Annotated in this window: 22 protein-coding genes and 1 tRNA gene; 7 read left to right on the forward strand and 16 right to left on the reverse strand. The window is 67.2% G+C overall.

From position 1 onward, the window contains the following. Window positions 1-150: 150 nt before the first annotated feature. The 4 genes from AUL28_RS10255 to argH all read right to left on the reverse strand — a co-directional run bounded on the left by AUL28_RS10255 (window position 151) and on the right by argH (window position 6,100). Window positions 151-2,769, reverse strand: a complete 2,619-nt coding sequence (locus tag AUL28_RS10255; protein ID WP_062232124.1) for a TIGR02302 family protein — start codon at window positions 2,767-2,769, stop codon at window positions 151-153. 318 nt (window positions 2,770-3,087) lie between these two features. After that, window positions 3,088-4,353 carry a diaminopimelate decarboxylase gene (gene lysA, locus AUL28_RS10260; RefSeq protein ID WP_062232126.1) on the reverse strand — a complete coding sequence of 422 codons (1,266 nt, stop codon included), beginning with the start codon at window positions 4,351-4,353 and terminating at the stop codon, window positions 3,088-3,090. A 33-nt stretch (window positions 4,354-4,386) separates the two neighbouring features. Beyond that, window positions 4,387-4,644, reverse strand: a complete 258-nt coding sequence (locus AUL28_RS10265) for a hypothetical protein (RefSeq protein ID WP_062218238.1) — start codon at window positions 4,642-4,644, stop codon at window positions 4,387-4,389. 79 nt (window positions 4,645-4,723) lie between these two features. Then, a complete protein-coding gene (gene argH, locus AUL28_RS10270; protein WP_062232128.1) occupies window positions 4,724-6,100 on the reverse strand; it encodes an argininosuccinate lyase in 1,377 nt (458 codons plus the stop codon). 42 nt (window positions 6,101-6,142) lie between these two features. Between argH and tlpA the strand changes: the two genes are divergently transcribed. Next, on the forward strand, window positions 6,143-6,823 hold the full coding sequence (gene tlpA / locus AUL28_RS10275) for a thiol:disulfide interchange protein TlpA (protein ID WP_062232130.1): 681 nt from the start codon (window positions 6,143-6,145) through the stop codon (window positions 6,821-6,823). 55 nt (window positions 6,824-6,878) lie between these two features. After that, window positions 6,879-7,817, forward strand: a complete 939-nt coding sequence (locus AUL28_RS10280; RefSeq protein WP_156419955.1) for a hypothetical protein — start codon at window positions 6,879-6,881, stop codon at window positions 7,815-7,817. Window positions 7,818-8,002: 185 nt separating this feature from the next. Here AUL28_RS10280 and AUL28_RS10285 read toward each other — a convergent pair whose 3' ends face one another. From AUL28_RS10285 to AUL28_RS10310, 6 genes are all read right to left on the reverse strand, one after another. Continuing rightward, window positions 8,003-8,881, reverse strand: a complete 879-nt coding sequence (locus AUL28_RS10285) for a 3-hydroxybutyryl-CoA dehydrogenase (RefSeq protein WP_058598601.1) — start codon at window positions 8,879-8,881, stop codon at window positions 8,003-8,005. Window positions 8,882-8,905: 24 nt separating this feature from the next. Further along, on the reverse strand, window positions 8,906-9,835 hold the full coding sequence (locus AUL28_RS10290; protein ID WP_062232134.1) for an electron transfer flavoprotein subunit alpha/FixB family protein: 930 nt from the start codon (window positions 9,833-9,835) through the stop codon (window positions 8,906-8,908). 48 nt (window positions 9,836-9,883) lie between these two features. Beyond that, entirely contained in the window at window positions 9,884-10,630 is a 747-nt protein-coding gene (locus tag AUL28_RS10295; protein ID WP_062232136.1) for an electron transfer flavoprotein subunit beta/FixA family protein, read from the reverse strand. Window positions 10,631-10,802: 172 nt separating this feature from the next. Beyond that, entirely contained in the window at window positions 10,803-11,375 is a 573-nt protein-coding gene (locus AUL28_RS10300; RefSeq protein WP_062232138.1) for a cob(I)yrinic acid a,c-diamide adenosyltransferase, read from the reverse strand. An 85-nt stretch (window positions 11,376-11,460) separates the two neighbouring features. Then, window positions 11,461-11,649, reverse strand: a complete 189-nt coding sequence (locus AUL28_RS10305; RefSeq protein ID WP_058598597.1) for a twin transmembrane helix small protein — start codon at window positions 11,647-11,649, stop codon at window positions 11,461-11,463. Window positions 11,650-11,742: 93 nt separating this feature from the next. Further along, entirely contained in the window at window positions 11,743-12,636 is an 894-nt protein-coding gene (locus AUL28_RS10310; protein ID WP_062232140.1) for a DMT family transporter, read from the reverse strand. A gap of 517 nt (window positions 12,637-13,153) precedes the next feature. On the opposite strand from AUL28_RS10310, the gene AUL28_RS10315 reads away from it, so the two are divergent. Further along, window positions 13,154-14,122, forward strand: coding sequence for an AEC family transporter (locus tag AUL28_RS10315; protein ID WP_062232142.1), 969 nt, complete (start codon window positions 13,154-13,156; stop codon window positions 14,120-14,122). A gap of 4 nt (window positions 14,123-14,126) precedes the next feature. On the opposite strand, the gene gluQRS is transcribed toward AUL28_RS10315, so the two are convergent. Further along, window positions 14,127-15,008: a tRNA glutamyl-Q(34) synthetase GluQRS gene (gene gluQRS / locus AUL28_RS10320; RefSeq protein ID WP_062232143.1), complete on the reverse strand. Its 882-nt coding sequence runs from the start codon at window positions 15,006-15,008 to the stop codon at window positions 14,127-14,129. A 47-nt stretch (window positions 15,009-15,055) separates the two neighbouring features. On the opposite strand from gluQRS, the gene AUL28_RS10325 reads away from it, so the two are divergent. Both AUL28_RS10325 and AUL28_RS10330 read left to right on the forward strand, forming a co-directional pair. After that, a complete protein-coding gene (locus tag AUL28_RS10325) occupies window positions 15,056-15,742 on the forward strand; it encodes a DNA-3-methyladenine glycosylase family protein (protein ID WP_062232145.1) in 687 nt (228 codons plus the stop codon). Between the two features lie 136 nt (window positions 15,743-15,878). After that, window positions 15,879-16,439, forward strand: a complete 561-nt coding sequence (locus AUL28_RS10330) for an HNH endonuclease (protein WP_058602598.1) — start codon at window positions 15,879-15,881, stop codon at window positions 16,437-16,439. A gap of 193 nt (window positions 16,440-16,632) precedes the next feature. On the opposite strand, the gene AUL28_RS10335 is transcribed toward AUL28_RS10330, so the two are convergent. Then, a complete protein-coding gene (locus AUL28_RS10335) occupies window positions 16,633-17,181 on the reverse strand; it encodes a disulfide bond formation protein B (protein WP_062232148.1) in 549 nt (182 codons plus the stop codon). 211 nt (window positions 17,182-17,392) lie between these two features. Between AUL28_RS10335 and AUL28_RS10340 the strand changes: the two genes are divergently transcribed. Then, window positions 17,393-17,477: transfer RNA gene (locus tag AUL28_RS10340), tRNA-Leu, on the forward strand. Window positions 17,478-17,551: 74 nt separating this feature from the next. Here AUL28_RS10340 and AUL28_RS10345 read toward each other — a convergent pair. Next, on the reverse strand, window positions 17,552-17,788 hold the full coding sequence (locus AUL28_RS10345; RefSeq protein WP_062232150.1) for a hypothetical protein: 237 nt from the start codon (window positions 17,786-17,788) through the stop codon (window positions 17,552-17,554). 174 nt (window positions 17,789-17,962) lie between these two features. Between AUL28_RS10345 and AUL28_RS10350 the strand changes: the two genes are divergently transcribed. After that, entirely contained in the window at window positions 17,963-18,196 is a 234-nt protein-coding gene (locus AUL28_RS10350; protein ID WP_058602631.1) for a hypothetical protein, read from the forward strand. Window positions 18,197-18,308: 112 nt separating this feature from the next. On the opposite strand, the gene AUL28_RS10355 is transcribed toward AUL28_RS10350, so the two are convergent. The 3 genes from AUL28_RS10355 to AUL28_RS10365 are packed head-to-tail and all read right to left on the reverse strand — an operon-like array spanning window position 18,309 to window position 23,878. Further along, window positions 18,309-21,728, reverse strand: a complete 3,420-nt coding sequence (locus AUL28_RS10355) for an SbcC/MukB-like Walker B domain-containing protein (protein ID WP_062232152.1) — start codon at window positions 21,726-21,728, stop codon at window positions 18,309-18,311. Beyond that, the gene (locus tag AUL28_RS10360) at window positions 21,721-22,488 is read right to left on the reverse strand and encodes a DUF4194 domain-containing protein (RefSeq protein WP_062232155.1); all 768 of its coding nucleotides are present in this window, start codon (window positions 22,486-22,488) and stop codon (window positions 21,721-21,723) included. Before AUL28_RS10360 ends, AUL28_RS10355 begins: the two co-directional genes overlap by 8 nt. Then, window positions 22,478-23,878, reverse strand: coding sequence for a Wadjet anti-phage system protein JetA family protein (locus AUL28_RS10365; RefSeq protein ID WP_082640383.1), 1,401 nt, complete (start codon window positions 23,876-23,878; stop codon window positions 22,478-22,480). The genes AUL28_RS10360 and AUL28_RS10365 overlap by 11 nt, the downstream gene beginning before the upstream one ends. Window positions 23,879-23,925: the final 47 nt, after the last annotated feature.

Here is a 23,925-nt window from a genome sequence, read left to right on the forward strand (position 1 = left end):
CAGCATTCGCGACGAGGCGAGCGGCGAGACGCTCCGGCCAAGCGACCTCGCGAGATTTGGCTCCAGCTCGAAGACGCAGGAAACGCATGGGCCGACTCATTCGGCTCGGTGTATGTCTCGGCAGAGCGGCACCCGCCAGCGCAACGCCCCTCAAGGCGTGCGCAGGAGCCGTTCCAGATAATCCTTCTCTTCCTGCGGCGAGAGCTGGCGGCCCAGACGGTCGCGAATCTGGTCAAGTATCTGGCGGGCGCGCTGGATGTCGATCTCGTCGGGCACGCCGACATCGCTGCCGAAATCCGGCCCCTGCGTCTGGCGCTCGCGTCCGAGCGGGTCGAGCCCCGAGCGCTGGCGGCCCGGCCCCGTGCCCTGGCCCAACTGCCCCTGCCCCGGCTGCTGACCTTGGCCCGGCTGCTGACCCTGACCTTGGCCCTGTCCCATGGCCTGCTGCATCTGGCGCATGGCGTCCTGCGCGCCGCGCCGCAGCGCGGCCATGGCATCGCCTTGCTGGCCGACCGCTTCCTCGCCATTGCCTTGCCCGATCGCGCCTTCGGCCTTGCCCATGGATTGCCCGGCCTTGCCGAAATCCTCGCTCGGCTGCATCCCCTGGCCCTTCATCGCGTCCTGAAGCGCCTGAAGGTCCTTCTGCAACTGGCCCTGTTCGCGCTGAAGGCGCTCGCGCATGGCTTGAAGCTGCTCCTGCGTCGGCGCTTGGCCGCCGTCACCACTGGGGCGCTGCCCCTGCTGCCCCTGTTGTCCTTCCTGGCCCGGCTGGTTCTCGCCCATGCCGCGCTCGGCCTCCATCTGGCGGCGCATCTCCTGACGGCCCATTTCGAAGGTCTGGTCCATCAGGCGCTGCTGGCGCTGGAGCATCTCGCCGAGCTGGTTCATCTGCTGCTGCATCGGGTTCTGCGCCTGCTGGCCCTGCTGGCCGGGGCGCATGGCCTGCAAGCTCTGCATCATCTGATTCAGCTCCGAGAGAAGCTGCTGCGCGGCATCGCGCGAACCGGAGCGCGCCAGATTCTCGATCCGGTCCAGCATCCGGTCGAGATCCTGCGGGCGGATTTCCTGCATTTCGCCCATCTGGCTCTGGCTCTGCGGCGGCATGTTGCGCATCGCCTCCGCCATGGCCTGGAGATATTGCTGCATGGCCTGACGCAGTTCCTGCGTGAGCTTGGCGATCTCCTCCTCGCTCGCATTGTTGCGCAGCGCCTCGGCGAGATTCTCCTGCGCGTCGCGCAGCTGGCGCTCGGCAACGGACAGACCGCCTTCCTCGATTCCCAGCGCGATGGACCAGAGGAAATCCACGACCGACAGGAGCGCCTGATCGTCCCTGGCCTGAGCCAGACGCTCGCGCGCGGCGCGCAGTGCCAGATAATCCGTCGCCTTGGGAATGAATTCGTCGCCGCGCAGCGTCACCGCGTCGAGCATATCGACCACGCGCCTTGCGGCGTTGGCATCGAGCGCCAGAATGCGGCGCTGCTCGATCACCGCGCGGGCCAACGGATCGTTGAAGCGTCGCTCGGGGATCGTCACCTCCACCGGCTGCGACTCGCCGATCTGCCCCGCATCGTCGCGCACCTGAAGCGTCATCGCCATCTTGGCCCCGGCATAGGGGCTTTCGGAGAGATCGATCGCCGTGCGCCCCTTGGCCTCACCCTTGGTGCGACGGGGCATGGCGAGCGTGATGTCGGGCACGGGCACCAACGGCCGCGCGCCGGGAGCGACGGGCTCGCGCAGCTGCAGAAGCGCCTTGCCGCCGCTCGCGCCGTAATCGTCGGACACGGTGAAGGCGATGTCGAGATTGTTGCCGCGCCCGCGCTTGGGCTCGCCGTCGAAGCGCACCGTCGGCGGGTTGTCCGGCAACACTGCGAAGCGCCAGTCCCGCAGCGTGCGCAAGGTCGTCTCCACGCGCACCGAACCATTGGCATCCAGCGGCAGCTCGTATTGCGCGGCGCCCGAAGTCGTGGCCGCCTCGGTTTGGCCGGCCGCCGCCTCGGGCGTGACCGGGGCCAGCGCCACGGCCTCGCCGCCCTCCGGCGTGAAGACGACCTTCGTGCCCTCCCCGTCCGACAGGCGCAGCGACAGGATCGTGCCTTCCGGCACATCGACCGCGCTGCCCGCGCTGTCGCCCGAGAGAAAGATCGGGGCGCGCCCGGTATAGCCGGGCGGCGTTGCCCAGGCATCGACACGGGCCGCGGCCAGAAGCGGCACCTCGCCGCCTTCCAAAGCGTCGCTCACCCGCCCGCCGCCAGGGCCGAAGGAATAGGCGAAGGCCGTGACGAGAAGCGCGGCCAGCAGCGCGCGCAGGCCCAGCGGGTCGAGGAGATAGGTCCGCGTGCGCGGGTGGCCGCCGCGAAGCTGCGACAGGCGCGCGGCCATGCGGCGCTGGTGCTCGCGCCAAAGGGCCAGAGCGAACGGATCGTCGCCGGCTGCCCGGTCGGCCTGCACCTGCAAGGGCTGGTGGAGAAGCTGGCTCTCGGCCTCGATGCGCCGGATCACCTCGGCCCGGCTCGGCCAGCGCAGCGTGCGCGCGCGCCAGAGGATGGCGCCCAGTCCTGCGACAAAGGCGACGAGCAGCGCGATCCGCAGCCAGAAGGGTGCGGCGGCAAACAGGCCGAACCAGGAGAGCGTCAGATAGCCCGCGACCAGCGCGGCGAGCCCCATCAGTACCGGCCATGCGCGCTCCAGAAGCAGCGAGGCGACGGCGCTGGCGCGCGCCCGGAACGGGCCACGGGCGGCGGTCGGGGAAGGAGAAACAGGCTCAACCATCGCGCCGCTTTCAGGCAAAGGGGGCCGCCGGCACAGGGCCGATGACCGAAGAAGGCAAGAACTGGCGGGCGGGCCCCGGTCCCGTCTCCCACGCGAAACCCATAGGCTTCGGGCAACGCCGGAACGGAATGCGGATCGCCCGGCCCATCAGCCGCTCGTCCGAGATAACCTAACAGTTTCTATGGCGAAGACGAGGCCGTCCGAAGGCGTGAACGGGCAAGCGGCCCGGCGCGGCCACGCGCCGCAACCAATGCAAGCGCCTTCGGCACAGGGCGGCGGGGCAGTACGCGCAAGCGCCGCCCGGCCCACCGCGATCCGTCAGAGCCAGTCCGGCACGCGGTCGAGCGCGATGATCTCGTCCACGCTCATGCGCGGCCGGATCACGGCATAGCGGTCGTCCTTCACCAGCACTTCGGGCACGAGCGCGCGGGTGTTGTAGGTGCCGGACTGGACCGCGCCGTAAGCGCCGGCCGAGGCGATGGCGACGAGATCGCCTGGCTTCAAGGCGGGCAGCGAGCGCTCCTTGGCCATGAAGTCGCCGCTCTCGCAGACCGGGCCGACGACATCGACCGTCACATAGTCGGACTGGCCGTCCGGCTGCACGACCGGGCGGATCTCGTGCCAGGCCTCATAGAGCGTCGGGCGGATCAGATCGTTCATCGCGGCGTCCACGATGACGAAGGTTCGGCCCGCCTCTTCCTTCACGTAGACGACCTCGGAAACGAGAATCCCGGCATTGGCCGCGATCAACCGCCCCGGCTCGAAGATGACCTTGGCCCCCAGCGCGCGCACATGCTTCTTCACCGTCTCGGCATAGGCCGGCGGGCCGGGAGGGGGCTCGTTGGACGCGCGATAGGGCACGCCGAGGCCGCCGCCGAGATCGATATGGGTGATGGAATGGCCCTTGGCGCGCAGGCGGCCGACGAGTTCGGCGAGCTTGGCGAAGGCGAGATCGAAGGGCTCCAGCTCCGTGATCTGAGAGCCGATATGCATGTCGATGCCCGAAACGGCGATGCCCGGCAGCGAGGCGGCGAGATCATAGACCGCTTCCGCCCGCTCGAAGGCGATGCCGAACTTGTCGGACTTTTTGCCCGTCGAGATTTTGGCGTGGGTGCGCGCGTCCACATCCGGGTTGATGCGGAAGGAGACATGGGCGGTGCGTCCGAGCGCCACGGCCCGCTCGGAAATGGCGCGAAGCTCGGGTTCGGATTCGATGTTGAAGCAGAAGATGCCGGCGTTCAGCCCGGCGTCGATTTCCTCGGCCGTCTTGCCGACGCCCGAAAACATGATCTTCTCAGGGGGAATGCCCGCCAGGAGCGCGCGCTTCAACTCGCCGCCCGAGACGACATCCGCACCCGCGCCGAGCCGGGCCAGCGTCTTCAACACGGCCTGGTTCGAATTGGCCTTCATCGCGTAGCAGACGGTCGCGTCGATATCGGCGAAGGCTTCCGCAAACACGCGATAATGACGCTCCAGCGTGGCGGTGGAATAGCAGTAGAAGGGCGTGCCGACCTCGGCCGCGATCTGCCTGACATCGACAGCCTCGCCATGGAGGATGCCGTCACGATATTCGAAATGGTTCATGGAAATGGCCGGGCGCGAAGAAACGAAAAGGGGCTAGTTCAGGAGGCCGTCGAGAAAGAAGGGTTTCTTGTCCGCGCCGGGATTGCGGGTCACTTCGGTCGGCACGACCGAGAGCGTGGAGGCAAGTGGCGTCGCCTTGGGCAGGCGGGCGGTGCCATCGGGCGCAGCCACCACGGCGCGCGAGACCTGACCGTCCGCGCGCTTGGCGACAGGCACGGATTTCACGCCGCAGCCGGCCAAAGTCCCGGCCAATGTGAGCCCGAGCGCCAGAGTGATGCAGCGTCTGTTCATGCCGTCCGTCCGTTCTGCCGGAGATGGAGGCCGGAACGCGCCGGCCGCCCTTGATGCATAGACTGTCCCCGCCGGGAAATCACCCCTCGGCGGAGAGGCGCTCGCGCCAATGGCGCACCTGCGCGCGCACGTTGTCCGGCGCGGTGCCGCCGAAGCTCGTGCGGCTGGCGACGGAGGCGTCCACCGAGAGAACCGAATAGATCGCATCGGTGATGCGCCCGTCGAGCTGCCGCAGATCCTCCAGCGGCAAAGCTTCGAGCGCCACACGCCGTTCCTCGGCCATGGCGACGGCGCGGCCCGTCACGTGATGGGCCTCGCGGAAGGGCAAGCCGAGCTCGCGCACCAGCCAGTCGGCGAGATCGGTCGCGGTCGAGAAGCCGGCCCCGGCGGCGGCGCGCATCTTCTCGGCGTTCACCTGGAGATCGCTGACCATGCCGGTGACGGCGGCGAGCGCGAGGGCCAGATTGTCGATCGCGTCGAAGACCTGTTCCTTATCTTCCTGCATGTCCTTGGAATAGGAGAGCGGCAGGCCCTTCATGATGGTGAGCAGCGCCACGAGCGAGCCGTTGATGCGGCCCGTCTTGGCGCGCACCAGCTCGGCCGCGTCCGGGTTCTTCTTCTGCGGCATGATGGAGGAGCCGGTCGAGAAGGCGTCGGACAGGCGCACGAAGTCGAACTGCGGCGTCGACCAGATCACGATCTCTTCGGCCAGACGCGACAGGTGCGTCGCCGCGATCGAGGCGGCGGCCAGGAACTCCAGCGCGAAATCGCGGTCGGAGACCGAATCCAGCGAATTGCGCGTCGGCTCGCGGAAGCCCAGCGCCTCGGCCGTCCGATGACGGTCGATCGGGAAACCGGTGCCGGCGAGCGCTGCGGCGCCCAGCGGCGATTCGTCCATGCGCCGGATCGCGTCCCGCACTCGGCCCCGGTCGCGCGCGGCCATCTCGACATAGGCGAGGCAATGATGGCCGAAGGTCACGGGCTGCGCAGCCTGAAGATGGGTGAAGCCCGGCATCACGGTTGCGGCATGTTCCTCGGCCCGGTCCACCAGCGCCTCGATCAGGAGGCGCAGCGCGCGGTCGAGATCGCCGGCCGCGTTCTTCACGAACAGCCGGAAATCGACGGCGACCTGATCGTTGCGCGAGCGCGCGGTGTGCAGGCGCCCGGCGGCGGGGCCGATCAGCGCGGAGAGACGCGCCTCGACATTCATGTGAATGTCCTCGTGCGCGACGGAGAACTCAAAGCGGCCCTCGTCGATCTCGTCGCGGATATGTTCGAGGCCGCGCCTGATTTCCGCCGCGTCTTCTTGAGAAATGATGCCTTGGGCGGCGAGCATGGCCGAATGGGCAATCGACCCGGCGATGTCTTCGCGGTAAAGCCGCTTGTCGAAGGAAATGGAGGCGTTGATCGCTTCCATGATCGCGCTGGGGCCCGAAGCGAAGCGTCCGCCCCACATTTCGTTGCTTGTCTTGCCGCTCACGAAAAGGCCCTTCTGCCGATGTCGGACCTCCCATCCCAGCCGCCCCAGACGCCGAAGCGTGGAACGAAAGGGATCGTCGGCCTTGCTCTTCTGGCCGGCGTTCTTGCCGGTGCGCTCGGCGTATACGTGATGGAAACGCGCTCTGGCAACGCAAGCGTGGCGGGCACCTGCCCGCTCAAGGACGGTTTGCGCCAATCGCTGGACAAGGCGGCGCATGGCGAGGTCGCGGCGGTGGCGCTGCTCGACCAGCCTATCGACGTTTCCCATCTCGCCTTCAAGGACGCGAACGGCCAAGCCACGAGTCTTGGCGCGATGAAGGGCCAGTCGCTGCTCGTCAATCTCTGGGCGACCTGGTGCGCGCCCTGCCGGGCCGAGATGCCGGCGCTGGACGAGCTGGAGAAGACGGCGGGCGACGAAAGCTTCGCCGTGGTGCCGATCAATATCGACATGGGCGACGTCGCCAAGCCCAAGGGCTTCTACGAAGAAACCAAGCTCACCGCCCTGCCCTTCTTCCGCGACGAGACGATGGGCGTCTTCAACGAGTTGAAGAAGGCGAGCGTGGCAGTGGGCCTGCCGGTGACGCTGCTGGTCGATGCCGAAGGCTGCGCGCAGGCCGCGATCAACGGCCCGGCGCATTGGTCGAGCCCGGACGCGCTGGCGCTGGTGGATGTGTTGAAGGGCGCGGGAAGCGGGAGCTAGAGCATTTCCAGCGAAAGCCGGATCGGCTTTCGCGCCCGGACAATGCGAGAAGAAAGTGCCAGAGCACATCAGGCGTACCTATGTTCGAGGGAAGTGCTCTAGCGGGGCGAAGCTCCGACATGCAGGACTGTCCGCGCGGCTGGAGTTCGAGGGTATTTCTTGTCCGTGCGTCTCGAAAACCGCCTTTTGCCCTTCCATCGGCAGTCGGGATATTGTCGCGACAACGACGCGGCTGTTAGCGCTCAGCGAGTTCCGTCAGGAGAACATCGCCATGCCGATGACCCGTCTCGAATTCGAAAAGTCCTTCTTCAACCCGGAGAACAAGATCGTTCGTCGCGCCTTCATTCTGGAAGCCCTGGCGAAGGGCCCCAAGTGGCGCGAATGGGCCAAGGCGGGGAGAACGCAGACCGTGCCCGCGATCTATTACGATCTCGTTTTCGCGGCCTGCTACGGCTTCTTCCGCAACAGCCCGACCCGCAATCGTATTGCGCAGATGCGGGATTTTCTGTGGTGTCGTAGCGCGACGGATTGCGGCTTTCTCGTCAATCCGTTTCATCAGGCGAGCGATGCCCGCAAACAGGTTGGACAGACGGCAGTATCCGTTACCCAGGATTTCGCAAAGGCGGAAGCGGCCGCGCAGATCCCCGGCAGCGTCGAGAAAGTGAAGATCCCGGATTCGGCCGCCACGAACATCTACGCATCGATCTACAGCGAAATGTGGCTTCCCAACGGATCCATGAAAGCCTTCATTGCCAGCGCCGATCAGGGTGCGGCGATCGCCAATATCGGACCGAATGTCGCGACCATCGCCTCCGACGAGGGGATGTCGCTCTGGCTGACGTCGCTGGCCAAGCGTTTCGCGGGGACGACATCGGGAGCCGCCCGCTATGGTGAGACCTTCAACACGGACTATCTCGGACTCACCGGCCCCGACGCGGCAGGCACGGTCGGCAGGATTGGCACACGGCGCGTCGCCATCGGAGCGCATCGCTGAGTCGTATTTCGGGGTTGTGCGGAGTTTCCCTCATCGTCACCTTGGATGAAGAATCGGGAAGGTTGAGGCGGCCTTAGAGCCGGAGCGCAGGAGTGACTGGCGGCAAGAGTGGACCGGACCTGCGGAGCGAAGCGCGCGTGGTTTCGCTCCGCGCTTTCAACCTCGCTCTTGTCGATCCATAGGCGCTAGCGTGTGGGCACCGGCGTCTCGCCGCGATAGTCGTAGAAGCCTCGCTTGGTCTTACGGCCGAGCCAGCCGGCCTCGACATATTTCACCAGAAGCGGGCAAGGGCGATATTTGGAATCGGCCAGTCCGTCATGCAGCACCTGCATGATCGACAGGCAGGTATCCAGGCCGATGAAGTCGGCGAGCTGGAACGGGCCCATCGGATGGTTGGCGCCGAGCCGCATGGAGGCGTCGATCGATTCCACCGAGCCGATGCCCTCGTGCAGCGTGTAGATCGCCTCGTTGATCATCGGGATCAGGATGCGATTGACGATGAAGCCGGGAAAATCCTCCGACACGATGATCGTCTTGTCGAGCTTCTGCACGACGGCCTTGGACGCCTCGAACACCGCATCATCGGTGGCGATGCCGCGCACGAGTTCCACCAGCTTCATCACCGGCACGGGATTCATGAAATGAATGCCGAGGAAGCGCTCGGGCCGGTCGGTGCCGGCGGCCAGCCGCGTGATCGAGATGGAAGAGGTGTTGGAGGCCAGAATCGCGTCCGGCCGCAGGACGGGGCAGACCTGCGCGAAGATGCGCCGCTTGATCTCCTCCTTCTCGGTCGCCGCCTCGATCACGAGATCGCAGGGGGCGAGATCGTTGACGCCATCGGCGGCCTTCAGCCGGGCCAGCGCTTCGTCGCGCTCGGTGGCGGCGATCTTCTCGCCCGCCACCTGCCGATCCAGCCCCGCCTGCACCTTGGCGACGCCCTGGCGCGCCTGCTCGAAGCTGACATCGTAAAGCACGACGTCGAACCCGGCGAGCGCGCAGACCTGAGCGATCCCCGTTCCCATCTGACCCGCGCCGATGACGCCGACGGTGCGCACTTCGCTCATGGCAGCGACCTTTCGGTGAGAGAATCAGAGCTTGCCGGTCAGTTCCGGCACGAGCGTGAAAATATCGCCGACCAGCCCATAATCCGCGACCTGAAAGATCGGCGCGTCCTCATCCTTGTTGATGGCGACGATGACCTTGGAATCCTTCATGCCGGCGAGATGCTGGATCGCGCCCGAGATCCCGGCCGCGACATAAAGATCGGGCGCCACGACCTTGCCGGTCTGGCCGACCTGCCAGTCGTTCGGGGCATAGCCGGCGTCCACCGCCGCGCGGCTGGCGCCCACGGCCGCGCCGAGCTTGTCGGCCAGCGGCAGCATGACCTCCTCGAACTTCTCCTTGGAGCCCAGCGCGCGGCCGCCCGACACCACGATCTTGGCGCCCGACAACTCGGGCCGCTCGGAATGGGCGACCTCCTGGCCGACGAAGCGCGACACGGCCGGATCGCTCGCCCCTGAAACGTTTTCGATAGCGGCCGAGCCCCCCTCGCCCGCCGCCGCGAAGGCGCTGGTGCGGATGGTCAGAAGCTTGATGGCGTCCTTGGAGCGTACCGTCTCCACCGCGTTGCCGGCATAGATCGGACGCTCGAACGTGTCCGCGCCATGCACCGCGATCACATCCGACACCTGCATCACGTCGAGAAGCGCGGCGGCGCGCGGCAGAACGTTCTTGGCGGAAGCCGTCGCCGGGGCGACAATCGCGCCGTAGGCGGGGGCCAGTTGCACGATCAGCGCGGCCAGCGGCTCGGCCAGCGCATGGCCATAGAGCGCGGCATCGGCCAGAAGCACCTTGGCGACGCCCGAGAGCTTGGCAGCGGCCTCGGCCACCGGCGCGCAGCCCTCGCCGGCTACGAGGAGATGGACGTCGGAGCCGAGTTGGCTTGCGGCCGTCAGCGCCTTGGCGGTCTCGCCCGAAAGATGCGCGTTGTCGTGTTCGGCGATCAGAAGCGTGGTCATGGAACGAACCTCGAAATCCAAGAGAAGCAGCGGCGGAAGCGGGTCGGATCAGACCAGACCGGCGCCCTTGAGAGCGGAAACCAGCTCGTCCACCGAGCCGAGCTTGACGCCGGCCTGACGCCCCTTGGGCTCGGCAGTCTTAAGGACTTCCAGCCGGGGCGTGGTGTCGACGCCGAAATCGGCGGCGCTCTTTTCCTCCAGCGGCTTCTTCTTGGCCTTCATGATATTGGGCAAGCTCGCATAGCGCGGCTCGTTGAGACGAAGATCGGTGGTGACGATGGCAGGCAAAGTCAGCCCGACGGTCTGCAAGCCGCCATCGACCTCGCGCGTCACGCTGGCCTGACCGTCCGCGATCTCGAGCTTGGAGGCGAAGGTGCCCTGCGCCCAGCCGAGCAGGCCGGCGAGCATCTGGCCCGTCTGGTTGCAGTCGTCGTCGATCGCCTGCTTGCCGAGGATCACGAGATCGGGCTGTTCCGCCTCGACCACGCCTTTCAGAATCTTGGCCACCGCCAGCGGCTCGACCGTGCCTTCGACCTTCACGAGGATGCCCCGATCGGCGCCCATGGCGAGCGCGGTGCGGATCGTGTCGGCCGCCTGCGCGGGGCCGATCGAGACGGCGACGATCTCGGCCGCCCCGCCCTTCTCCTTCAGGCGAACCGCTTCTTCCACGGCGATCTCGTCGAACGGGTTCATGCTCATCTTGACGTTGGCGAGCTCGACACCCGTGCCGTCCGCCTTCACGCGGATCTTCACGTTGTAGTCCACCACACGCTTCACGCAGACAAGAATCTTCATGCCGTTCTTTCCTCGCAGCCGGCCCTGGAGCAGCCCCCTGAGTCGGACGATCCGTGTTTCCTGGCTCTTTCTTATGAAGCACCGACCGTCGCTTCAAGTCGAAGTCGCGCCCGCGAACCACACTAAATGACTTTTACGTTCACGTCAAAAATTTCACATGACGGCTCAAACGTCAGCGGTTCGCGCCCGGCACCCAGAGAACGTCGCCCCGGCCCTTGTCGTTGGCATGGCGCGCCATGACGAAGAGAAGGTCCGACAGGCGGTTCACATAGCGAATCGCGGCCGAAGAGACGCGCTCGCCGCCGACCTCGCCCAGTGCCACCATCAGCCGTTCGGCGCGGCGCGCCACGGTGCGCGCGAGATGGAGATGGGCCGCAAGCGGCGTGCCGGCCGGCAGCACGAAGGAGCGCAGCGGCTCCAGTTCGACATTCAGCCGGTCGATCTCGCGCTCCAGCGCATCCACCTGGGGCTGGATGATCGACAAGCGCTGAAACGGCAGGGGCTCGCCGGTTTCGGGGGTCGCCAGATCGGCGCCGAGATCGAAGAGATCGTTCTGGATGCGCGCCAGAAGCGAATCCACCTCACCCGTCGCGTGCAACCGGGCGAGCCCAAGCACGGCGTTGAGTTCGTCCACCGTGCCGTAGCTCTCGACCCGCGCATCCGCCTTGGAGCGTCGCTCGCCATTGCCGAGCCCGGTGGTGCCGTCGTCGCCCGTGCGCGTATAGATCTTGTTCAGCCGTACCATGACCGCCCGTTCCCCGTCGTCCGCCGCCGTTTGTCGCGAAAGACGCAAACTAGGGCAAGGGGGCCGAAAGGCTCGGCAATGAGCGCTAACGCGCGAAGTAAATCACCGCCACGATCACCGCGACGGCGATGGCCTGCAGCATGACGCGCATCCGCATCAGCTTCTGCGACGTGTTGCCCGGCCCGCCCACCATCATGTTGCGAAGCCCCATGAGCAGAACCACGGCGACGGCGACCATGAAAGCAAGAGCGACGAAGGACAGGACACTGGACATGGGGCGGCCTTTGCCGAGCGGAGGAGCGTGTCGCAGATATAGGCGCTGCGACGGGCGGGCGCGAGCGCCAAAGGGCGCGACCTCGCGTCCCGCCTATTCCCGCCGCCGCGCGGAGGTTCGTGTCGCGAGCCACACGCCGGCAGCCGCCACGAGCATTCCCAGAAGCTGAACCGCCGTCAGCCGCTCTCCGAACAGGACGAACGCCATAAGGGCCGTCACGGAAGGCACGAGATAGAACAGCGAGGCGACGCTCGAGACCGAGCCGTTGCGGATCAGGACGAGCAGCAGCATGACCGCGCCGATCGACAGGGCGAGCGTGAGCCAGGCGAGCGAGAGCACGAGTTCCAGCGTCCAATCCACCCGCATCGTCTCGAACAGGAACGCGGCGAGCGCCACCGGCACGAGCGCGCCGACATATTGCGCGCAGGCCCCGACGCGCAGGTCCAGCCCGGTGACGAACCGCTTCTGCCAGACGGTGCCGAGCGCGATGGCGACGACGCCGATCAGCGCGGGAACGAGCGTCGCCGGCCCGAAGGCCGCGCCCGTTCCCAGCTTGGGGGCGACGACGAGGAACACGCCGACAAGGCCGATGGCGAGCCCCGTCTGATGGCGGCGCGTCAGACGCTCGCCCAGGGCCGCGCGGGCGATCAGCGCGGTGAAGAAGGGCTGAAGCCCGGCGACGAGCGCCGTGATGCCGGCCGGAAGCCCGTGGCGCACGGCAAAGAACACGCCGCCGAGATAGACGCCATGGATCAGGCTGCCGGCAAAGGCGGCATGGCCGAGAGGACGCAGGGGAACGTCCCGCCTGCGCAGGAGATAAAGCGCCACCGGCAGCAGCAGAAGAATGGCCAGCGCGAAGCGCAGGGCCAGAAAGGTGAAGGGTTCGGCATGGGGCATGGCGTATCGCGCGCCCACGAAGCCGGTGGACCAGAGCAGCACGAACAGAACGGGGAAGGCCGGCAGAAGCCGCTGGGTCAGGCCACTCATGTCAGGTCTCGCGCTCCCGCATCGAACAGGACGGCGCGGTGGAATGTGAACATGTCCTGCATGGCCCGTCCGAAGGATCGGGCGACATCGCCCGCCGTGCCGGACCGCCCAACGCCGCCTCTCGATCGGACAAGCGTTTTTCCGGTCTCGCTTGGGTGAGCGGATACAAGACCTGTCCTTGGTCCAAGACAGTCCCGGCTTGGGCGATAGCAGGTCGGGAATTGGCGAGAAAGGCAAATCCGCCTGTCTCCCCCGCGACTGAAAAGAGGAGGCGGAGCCTTGCGAAGCGTCCGGGCCGAGGCCTCGGCACGCTTGGACCATGAAGATTGATGACGCTATCCGCACAGACTCCCCCGGCATGCGTCGCCTCAGCGGACATGTTCTCGTTCGCCCGCGAGCCCTCCCCGCATTCGAGGCTCCACTCGCTTAAAGCGGACGGCACCGCGCCTGATCTGTCGCCAGTTCGCCCTTGCGTTGCTAAGGACAGCGCGTTCCTGCTCGCGTCCTGGATGCCCCAATGAGTCTCGTCCTGTCGATCGTCGCGCCGATCTTCATTCTGATCGCCCTCGGCGCGCTGGTCGCCAAGCTGAAGCTCCTCCCCGATACGACAGGCGAGGTGCTGACGCAGTTCGTGTTTCTGGTCGCCGTGCCGGCGCTGATGTTTCGCACGCTCGCCACCGCCGAGTTCGGGCAAGCCAATCCGCTCTTGCTTTGGGCGAGTTACTTCGCGGGCGTGCTCGTCAGCTTCGGCTTGGGCATGGTGATCGCGCGCAAGCTCGCGGGCGTCGATCGGCGCGGCGCAGTGATCGGGGGTGTCTCGGCCTCCTTCTCCAACCTCATCTTCGTCGGCATTCCCGTGGCCGAGCGGGCCTTCGGGCGTGAAGGTCTCGACGTGCTCGCCCTCATCATCTCCATCCATCTGCCGGTCATGATGACGGCCTCCACGCTGCTGCTGGAGCGGGCGGCCGTGGCCGACGCACGCGCCGGACTGACGAAGGGGCCGGTGCCTGCGCCCTCCGCGCGGCGCACGCTGGCCCAGGTCGGGCGCAACCTGTCACGCAACGCGCTGGTCTATGGCCTTGCGCTCGGCGCGCTCTGGCGGCTGACCGACCTGCCGCTGACCGGCCCCGTTGCGGAAGTGTTGAAGGTGCTGGGCGGCATTGCCGGGCCGGTCGCGCTCTTTGCAGTCGGCTTCTCGCTGCCGCGCTATCCCATCCGGGGGGCGCTGCGAGCGCCCAGCGTCATCACGGCGCTCTCGCTGGTGATCCAGCCGCTCGTGGTGTTTCTCGTCGGCTCGCTGATTCTGCCGCCGCTCTGGCTGGCCGTCGCCGTGGTGGCCGCGGCCTCGCCGACCGGGGTGAACGCCTATCTTTTCGCGACCTATTTCAAGACCGCCGAGGGCCTGTCCGCCACCGTCATTGTGGTTACGACCGTGGTCTCGGCCCTGACCCTGACGGCCTGGATCGCCGTCATGACGGGTGCCTGAGCGCTTAAAGCCCAACCATGCGCCGGATATCGACCGGCGTCAGCCCGGCCTCGCCCAGCGCGCGCACGCTGGCCGCCCCCTCGCTCTTGGAGAGTTTGCGACCGTCCTCACCCAGAATCAGCTCGTGATGGTGATAGCGCGGCACGGGCAGGCCGAGCAGTGCCTGAAGCAGGCGATGCACCGACGTGGACGGCAGGAGATCGCAGCCGCGCACGACATCGGTGACGCCCTGAAGCGCGTCATCCAGTGTCACGGCCAGATGATAGCTCGTGGGCAGGTCCTTGCGCGCCAGAACCACGTCGCCCCAAAGCGCGGGCTCGGCCAGAACCTCGTCCTCGGACCCATTGCCGGTTTCAGTGAAACTCAGCGGCCCTTCGAGTCGCGCCAGCGCCGCCGCCATGTCGAGCCGCCAGGCAAAGGGCGCGCCATCGCGTATGCGTGCGCGGCGCTCGTCCGGCGTCAGGTCGCGATCAAGGCCGGGATAGATCGGCGCGCCGTCCGGGTCACGCGGCCAGGGACGGCCTTCACGCTTCTCATGGAGCGTGGCAAAGCCCTTTACCTCGCCCCGCGTCATGAAGGCGGGATAGACGAGCCCGGCGTCCCGCAGCGCGGCAATCGCCGCCTCATAGTCGGCGAAATGCTCGGATTGCCGGCGCGGCGGCGCGTCCGGTGTCAGCCCCAGCCATGCGAGATCGGACAGGAGGCTGGCTTCCAGTTCCGGCGTACAACGAGCGAGGTCGATGTCTTCCAGGCGCAGCAGGAACTGCCCTCCTACCTCACGCGCCCTGTCGTGGTTGAGACAGGCCGAATAGGCGTGCCCCAGGTGAAGACGCCCGTTGGGGCTCGGCGCGAAACGAAAGACGCGTTGGGCGGGCGACAGGCTCATGAGCCCATTCTAGAACCGATGACGAACAGAGGCACAAGGGAGCCGGCATGATCCACACGCTTGCCGACATCGAAGCGGCACTGGACGCTCTGGTTCGGGCCGATCCGCGTCTCGCCCCGGTCGTGGCGCGCGCCGGCCCCGTGCCGCTGCGGCGCACGGCCGGCGGCCTGCGTGGGCTGGTCGGCACGATCACCGCCCAGCAGGTTTCGCGGGCGAGCGCGGACGCGATCTTCGCGCGCCTGGCGGGCGAGGTCGATCTCGACGACGCGGCGGCGCTTTTAGGCGCGTCGGACGAGGCGCTACGTCGGGGCGGTCTGTCACGCCCCAAGATGCGCACGCTGCGCGCCATCGCTGAGGCCGTCACGACCGGCGCGCTGGACTTCGACCGGCTGGAGCGGCTCGACGCGGACAGCGCCATCGCCGAGATGGTGGCGATTCACGGAATCGGACGCTGGACGGCGGAGTGCCATCTCCTGTTCGCCCTGGGCCACCCGGATGTCTTTCCGGCGGGCGATCTGGCCCTTCAGGTTGCGGTCGGCCACGCGCTCGACCTGGCCGAACGGCCCAAGGAGAAGCCTCTGGCCCAGCTCGCCGAGCGCTGGTCGCCGCACCGCGCCACGGCCGCGAGGCTGTTCTGGAGCTATTATGCCGCCATCACGCGGCGGGATGCTGCGCCCGCCGCACCGCCCATCGCTCGGGAAAACCCGCCCGATGTGAACCATGATGCCGGCTAACCCCTTCCAAGGCTTCACAAAGACGACATGTTGGAGCACGATAGTGCAGACGCATTTGAAACGAGCATGAGCATACGGTTCGCACGGCCGGCTCCCGTTCTTGCGAAACCGCTGCCTTGCGTGAAGGAGAGCATCCTTGACGATCGCAGTGCCGTCCAACTTGTCTCCCGCGCTCGTGTTGAACGCGGACTTCAGACCGCTGAGTTATTATCCGCTGTCGCTTTGGTCGTGGCAGGACGCCATCAAGGCTGTGTTCCTCGACCGCGTGACGATTCTGGCGGAGTACGATCGCGCGGTCCATTCGCCGACCTTCTCCATGCGGCTTCCGTCGGTCGTGTGCCTGAAGACCTATGTCAAACCAACCCGTCACCCGGCTTTCACGCGCTTCAACGTCTTCCTGCGCGATCGCTTTCAGTGCCAGTATTGCGGCTCGCCGCATGATCTGACCTTCGACCACGTCATCCCGCGCTCGCGCGGCGGCCTGACAACGTGGGAGAATGTCATCACCGCCTGTTCGCCCTGCAATCTCAAGAAGGGCGGACTCATGCCGAAGGACGCCGGGATGCACCCGCATCAGCCGCCCTATCAGCCGACCGTGCACGATCTGCACAACAATGGCAGGCTGTTCCCGCCGAACTTCCTGCATGAAAGCTGGCTCGACTATCTCTATTGGGATTCGGAACTCGACCCGGAATAAGAATCAGGGACAGAACCCTACGGTTCGGCCCACAGGGGCTTCGTGCAAATGGGCGCCGTTGGTGATGCGTCGTCTCGCGCCCCTTGGGCGGGCCGCGGGTCTCGCTCGTCCGGACGCCGCCTCGCCGGCAAGGGGAATCTATCGCCGGTCATCCGCCGCAGGGTTCTGTCCCCGATTCTGAGCGAACGCGCCGTCAGTGCGCCTGAAAGCGGTCGCCCGGCGCGAAGGCGCCGCGAAGCGCGATCGCGGCGAGAACTGCGGAGAGGATCGCGTTCCAGCCGGCCAGCGACAGGCCGAAAATGCGCAGGGCCGCCTCCGAGCAGGAGGGCGGATGCACCGCATCCAGCGATTGGAGCAGATCGCCCGACAGGTTCATGCTGCCGGCCGCCGCGCAATCGGTCGGCCCCGCCCAGAAGCTCCATTCGACGCCCGCATGATAGACGCCGAGCGCGAGGCTCCACAGCATCAGCCCGCCGACAACGAGAAGCAGGCCGCGCGTCAGGATGGCCGGCGCGCGCAGGCGCGAAGCGGCGAAGGCGAGAATCGCCAGCGGAATGCCGATATAATGGGGCGTGCGCTGCTCCAGGCAGAGCGCGCAGGGCATATAGCCGCCGACATGCTGGAACAGGAGCGCGCCGCCGACCGTCGCCGCCATGCCGAGCCCAACCAGCGCGGCGCTGACGCTCTGGCGAAAGCCGGCGGGCCGGCGCAGGAAGAATGGGGCGTCGCTGGAACCGGACATGGCTCGCCTCGATAAAATGCCGGGGCGCGGCCCCTTCCGCCGCCCTCATAGTCCCTCGCTCGCCTGCCCGCAATTCACGAGGCGCCCGATCCGTTGGTCCCAGGCTTTTACGCTTCGTCAACGCAAAGGAGAGTGACAAACCGCTCGGACTTGGGCTATAGCCTAGCGGCCGGTCGGGTGAGCCTGTCTCCTCGGCATCCATGGCCTTTGTGCGGGCGTGGTGGAATTGGTAGACGCGCCGGACTCAAAATCCGGTTCCGCAAGGAGTGTCGGTTCGACCCCGACCGCCCGCACCATCTTTCTTCATTTCCGATCGGCTTTGCGGGACGCGCTTGCAGCCTTTGTGGACCAGCGGCGCGAGCCTGTTCCGTCAGACCGTGGTGCCGAGCGTGTCGTCCGCCTCATCGTCCGGGTCCTCGCCCGACGGTGCGGGGTTCTGATCGCGCGTCATCCCGGCCCCACCGCGATCGACGCTCCGGTCGGGCGTTACATCGGGCACGCCTTGGCCTGGGTTCTCCGACGAGGGATCGACCGGCTGGGGTCCGATATCGCCGATGCCGCCGCCGGTGGAGGCGTCGTCGAGATGGGGTCGGTCTGTGTTGGACATATCCGTCTCCTGATAAGCTTCTCTTGGAGACAAGCCCTCGAAGCGCGCGCCGTTCCCTCGAACGGTCGGAAAACGGGTCGCCAAGCTTCGGGCAAGCGAAGAGGCGGCATCTGCGCGGCCCGTTCCCCTCGCATACCCAAGCGGGTGGAGCGCCCCTCTTGCCGGGAGCCCGCCATGTCGCGCCGCCTGTCCCTCGTCCTCGTTCTGGCCGTGCTCGTCGCCGGCAGCGGCTATTATGCCTATCGCTGGTTCACGCCCGACAGCGCGGCCGACCTCGCCCGCGTCGGCCAATGCGAGCGCTATCGCGAGGCGATGAGCCGCGTCGAGGCGGGGCTGGAGAGCGAAATCCAGGCCGACCCGAACGAAATCCAGATGGTTCTGGACGAGTGCCAGAAGCAGGGGCACTGACGCCCGAGACAATCCCTGATCGCAGCGCCCTGAGCGCCGGGCGCCCGCCCTACGAGCTTGAAGGCCGGGCGGCGAGCGGCGCGGAGATGGCGAGGGCTCCCAAACCCCTCGCTTATTCCGCCGCCGTGCGGAACCCTTCGACGCCGCGATGATCGGGGTTCAGGGCGGCGAGCGCGGCCTTGGCGGCGGAGCCCGGATGCTCCGTGTCGATATAGACCGCGCGCCCGTCCAGCGCCTTGTTGACGAGGACGATCGTGTCGAGAACCTCGGTGAAGGTGGCGCGCTTGTCCTCCGGGCCGGCGATCAGAACCTGCAGGCCGAGATCGTGGAAGAAGCGCAGGAGCGCCTGCGTGTTCGGCACGTCCAGCTTGTTGAAGGCTTCGTCAAACAGCGCCAGCCCCATGCCGACCGGCCGGCCGGCGATATGGCCGGGGAAATAGGCGAGCGCCAGCGAAGCCGCGATGGCGACGTAGAAGGGCACCTGCGCCTCGCCACCCGAGCCCTTCATGGCGCGCGAGGAGAGCGTGGTGCGCCCGCCCTGCGCGTCGGTCATGACGATTTCGAACGTGTAGTATTGGCGATAATCGGCGAGCTGCGCGGCATCCTCACCGCCTTCGATCATCGCCTCGACCTCGTCCATCGAGGTCTCGAAAATCTCGTCGGTCAGCTCGCCCTCGGCCGCCTTCAGCGCCAGTTCGTGCATACGCTGGAACTTGCCGTTGACGGCGAAGGTGAAGGCATAGGTCTGCCCGGTGAAGCGGTGGCGCTTCAGGAGACGGTTGATGCCCTCCAGACGGTAGGTGACCTTGCCGAGCTTGTCCGACAGGCGGGTGAGCAGGTCTTCGCGCAGGATGCGGCGCATCTCCTCACCGGCCTTGGCGCAGGATTCGCGGTAGCCGCGCAGCTCGTTGTTTTCGAGGCGGTCCAGTTCAGCGAAGACAAAGCGGCAGCCCGCCGCCATGCCGTCCGCGTCGATCGGCGGCACGGAGACGCGCCAGCTCGCGGCATATTCGGCGAGATCGCGCAGCGAGGCCAATTGCTCGCGCCGCGCGGCGCTCGCCGCCTCTTCCGAGGCCGTGCGCGCCTCGTTGCGTTTCAGCGCCAGCCAGGACATCGGGTCGGCGCGCTTTTCCTCTTCCGCCCGGATCTCGGCGCGCAGCGCCGCGCAGATGGCAGCCGCGCCCTTGCCGCCTTCGCGATCGAGGCCCAGAAGTTCGCGATTGGTCTCGGCGTCCATCAGGATGAAGCTGCGCCGGCGCTGCGTCACGCCCGCGCGAAGCTGGCTGGCCGCCATGTCCACCTTGGCGCGGGCGGTCGCCACCATCTGTTGCAAAGCCTGAACGCGCGGCTCGACCTCCTCGCGCAGCTCCTGGGCATGGGCGTCCCGCTCGGAGCGGATGTCGGACAGTTCAGCGCGCAGGCCCTTGGCGTCGCTTTCCTCCACCAGCGTCCGGTCGCGCGAGAGCGTTTCGCGGCGGCGGGCGGCGGATATCAGGCGGTGTTCGAGATCGAAGGGGCCGGGCTCGGCGCGCAGCGTATCCAGAAGCGGCCCGAGCAGCCGGCCGGCGTCGCGGACCGTGCGTAAGCGATCGCGCGCCTCGGCAAGCCGCGCGCGCAAGGTGACGGCTTCGGCCTTGAGATCCGAGAGATCGCCCCCGCCGCCGCCGCCCCGGCCGAACAGAAGCTCGCGCAGATCGCGCTGTACGGACAGGCCCATGCCCGACGAGGTCTTGCCGTTGCGCATCACGCCGCGATCGAGCCGATCGAGTTCGGCGTCGGTTTCCGCCTTGCGGAAGGCACCGATGCGCACGGCCAGAAAAGCCTTGGCGTGTTCGTCCGACGTGCGCAGTGCCTCCACGATGCTGCCGGCCTGCACATGGGCGTTGGTGGAGCGCGTGGCCGAGGTCTTCACCAGCGTGCAGCCGGAGAAGGTGTTGCGGTCGCTCCACATGAGATCGAAGGCGCGCTGGAGCAGCGGCGGCTGCACGATGATGGCCTCGCGCCCGCGCCCGAGCAGCGCCTCGGCAGCATATTGCCAGGACGGATCGGCCACTTCCACGACATCGCAGAGCGGCACGGCGGGAATGCCTGCGCTCTGGAGCGCGGCGAGAAGCTTCGTCGCCTCGCGCGAAAGGAGCGCACCTTGCGGGCGCTGCAAGCCGCCCTCGACCCGCTCCAGCCGCTCCTGAAGGCGGCGCGTTTCGTCGAGCAGCGCGTCGGCCTTGGCGTCCAACTCGTGCTGCCAGCTATCGGCGCGCGTTGCCTCTTCCACCAGCGCCTGCAAGCGCTCGCCGCGCCCGCGCAGGGCCTCGGCCGGGGGCAGATCGCCCGAAGCCAATGCCAACGCTTGGCGCGCGGCGTCGGCGGCGCGCCCGTCTGAGGGCTTCAAGGCATCGTGCAGCCTCACGAGATGGGCCAGCGCCTCGCGCAGCTTCAGCCAGAGCTTCTCGGCCTCGGCCAGATCACGGGCGGCAAGCTTGTCCTCCGCGTCGATCTGGCGAAGCTGCGCCTCGCCGCCGGCCGCGCCGAGCAGGGCTTCCTTGGAGCGGATTTCTTCGTCCCAGCCCCTGATCCACTCGCGCCGGCTTTCCAGAACGCCGCGTTCCAGCTTCAGCTCGCCCTCGCGCGCATGGAGCACGGCGCGGCAGGCCTTGAGTTCATGGGCCAGACGGCGTGTCTCGAAGGCGCTGGCGCGCCAGCGCTGCCGGTCGGCCGACAGGCGCGCCCCGGCCCAGAGGCGGAAGCGATCGGCAATGCGCAGCGCGTGCTTGTGGCGCGCCTCGACATCGGCGATCAGCCGCTCCAGCTCGCGCCATGTCGCGATGGAAGTGCGCACCCGCTCCACATCCAGCGGCTCGGGCTCCAGTACGAAATCGCGCACGAAGAGCGTTGGATCAAAGATCGGTTTGAAGGCCAGCGCATTGGAAAAGGCGCGCAGGAAGTGCTTCGGGTTGGGCGGGGTCGCCCCATTGCGCATCAGCGTGAGCATATGCGCGGTGAACTTCTCGGCCGAGTTGCGAAACTCTTCCATGCCGGGATGCTCGGCCCGCAGGGAGGCCGCGATCTCGCTCCACGGCGCGATCGTGCTGACGCCCTTCACGCGCCGCCGGACATGGGCCACCGAAAAGGCGTGCCCCGGAATGACGAAGCGCGAGAGCACATCCTCGCGGCTGTCGCCATGGCGCGCCGACAGAGCCACGCCGACCGTGATCGGCTCTTCGGTGTAGTAGTTGCGGAAGGTCAACGCGAGGATCGTCTCGCAGGAGGAGCGCAGCGGCTTGCCGTCTTCGGCCGGATCGCCCGTCATGCCCAGGCAATATTCGAGCACGCTGCGCGAGGAGCGGCCCGAAGCGCTGGCATTGAGGTTCAGGCGGTTCTGGTTGACGCCGGTGATGACGGACTGGATCGCGTCCTGAATCGAGGACTTGCCCGCGCCCGTCGGGCCGATCAACGCGGCCTCGCCCCGGATTTCGATGTCCTTGGCGTCGATCAGATACCAGTTGATGAGGGAGATACGCGAAAGACTATACATCGCTCTCGCCCTCCTTTTCGTTCGTGTTCGCCGCCAGGCCGGCTGTGTCGGCCGAAGCCACGTTCGCCGCTTCGGCCGTTTCCGGCGCTTCGCCCGCCTCCGGCTCGCTCAGGGCTTCGCCCGCGGCCGCCGGCTCGACGGCCCAGAGCAGGAGATCGCGAACATAGCTGTCCGGCACGAGAATGGCGATGCCCGGCAGGATGGCGAGGGTGGAAACGCGGCGCACCCGGTCCCGCTCGCCGAGCCGCAGCGCGCCGTGCCGCGCGAACATGCGCAGAATGTCGAGAAGCCGCGTTTCTTCGGGCGGCGGCGATTGGGTGACGGTGACGAGCCGGTCCACCAGATCGTCGGTCGTGGTGTCCACGATTCCGGCCTCGCCCACCTCATGGGCGCGCAGCGACTCCTCCCAGAGAAGCCGCAGCGCCAGAAGCACCAGCGTCTCGTCCTTGCGCAGCCGCTCGAACACGCCGTCATAGCGCGCCTCGTCGGCGGGCACGGACAGCGCCACCATCTGGTCGCGCGGCGAGATCACGAGGCGATAGCCGAGCGAGCCGAAATAGCGCTCGAAAAACGTCGGATAGGCGCGCACCATGTCATAGGTCCGCCCGATGCCCGGCGTGTGCGAATAAACGCATTGGCGCGTGATCATGACCTGAAGCGTGCGCGTCAGTTCCTCGCCGGTCGGGCGGCGGCCGGCGATATGGCCACCAGCCCATTCGCCATCCACGATGTCTCGGAATTCGTCGGTCTCACGCTGCATTCCGGCTCGCCTCCCCTCGGCGGCGGATCAGGAAATCCTGACAGGTGATCCAATCGTTGGAGCAGCGCTCGGTCAAAAGCTCGATCTCATAGGAGCGCGCCAGCGTGCCGTTGAAGATCGACGGGATTTCGCGCAGGCGCTGGAAGGCCACGAAATCATCGACGCTTTCGATCGGCATGTCGCGGCCCCGCATTTCCGGCCGGCCGGCCAGCGCGGTTTCGAGATAGGCCGAGAGGCGCTCGGGGGTCACGCGCGTGCGCCGGACATATTCTTCCTTCGCCTTAGCATAGAGCAGCGCGGCGGGGTCGGGCGCGCGGTCGGACAGGATCGTGCGCGTGATCGCCGGCTTCTCGCGGCGGGGCGCGGGAATGTGGACGGGGCCGAGCGGCAGGATGCGCGGCAGAAGCGCAGGAGCCACCGAAATCGCATCGCCCTTGGCCGCCGCCACGGCCTTCATCGCGTCGGCAAGGCCCACTTCCGAGCGGTTCTGGATGCGGTCCATGTAGCGCGCGGTGTTGGCGATGCGCCGCTCGATGCGCGCTACCGTCGCGTCGATGCCGGCCAGATGCTCCTCGGCCGCCTCGAACACATGGGCGATAATGGCGAGCTCCTCGCGCACCTTGGCTGCGCCGGAGGCCGCATCACCCGCCCGCCCCTCTCGCGCATAGGCCGCGCCCAGCGCCTCCACGAGGCCGCCATCCTCGCCCATGGCCGCAGCCTGGCGCAGGATGCCGCCCCGGAAGCGGAACGGGTTGTCGCGCGTGTGCAGGGTCTTGAAGTCGCGGATCAGGTGGCGCTCCACGAAATTCTCGAAGAAGTGCCGGAAGACCTCGCGCAAGGACGGCTGGCTCAGAATGCGCTCTTCGGCCTGTCGCAGCGAGACCGAGACGGTGCGCATATGCGACATGAACTCGTTGGCCCCGCGCAGCGCGTTGCGCAGGTTTTCCGAGCGCTCGGCCGGATCGCCCGCCGCGCTTTCCAAGGCGCTCAGGACGCCCAGCACCGCGCCGCCATAGCTCAGTGTTTCGCCGCGCTCGATGTCGGACAGAAGATGCAGAAGCCCGCTCGCTTCGGGGTCGAGATCCACGAGCTTGAGATAGCGCTCGCGATATTCCACCAGCCAGCCGGTTTCCACCAGCCGCTCATAAGCGGTGCGGGCGCGTTCCTCCGCCTTGGTGTTGGGGCCTTCATCCTCCAGCTTGGAGTCTTCCGGCGCGCGGCGCGCCAGGAAAGCGTCGATCTCGGCGATCACGTCCGCGCGGCGCGGCACGATGCCCGACAGGGTGAAGGTGCGGTGGTGGAGATGCAGCAGAAGGTCGGCATAAAGCCGGCGCGACGACGACGCCAAAGGCTTGAACAGGTCGGGCGGCAGGACGTCGAAAAGCGGCATTCGAACCTTGGCGTGGCTGGGATCACCGCGTCGGCTCGGGCGGGAGC

This window comes from Aureimonas sp. N4 (assembly GCF_001463925.1).
Lineage (GTDB): Bacteria > Pseudomonadota > Alphaproteobacteria > Rhizobiales > Rhizobiaceae > Aureimonas > Aureimonas ureilytica_A.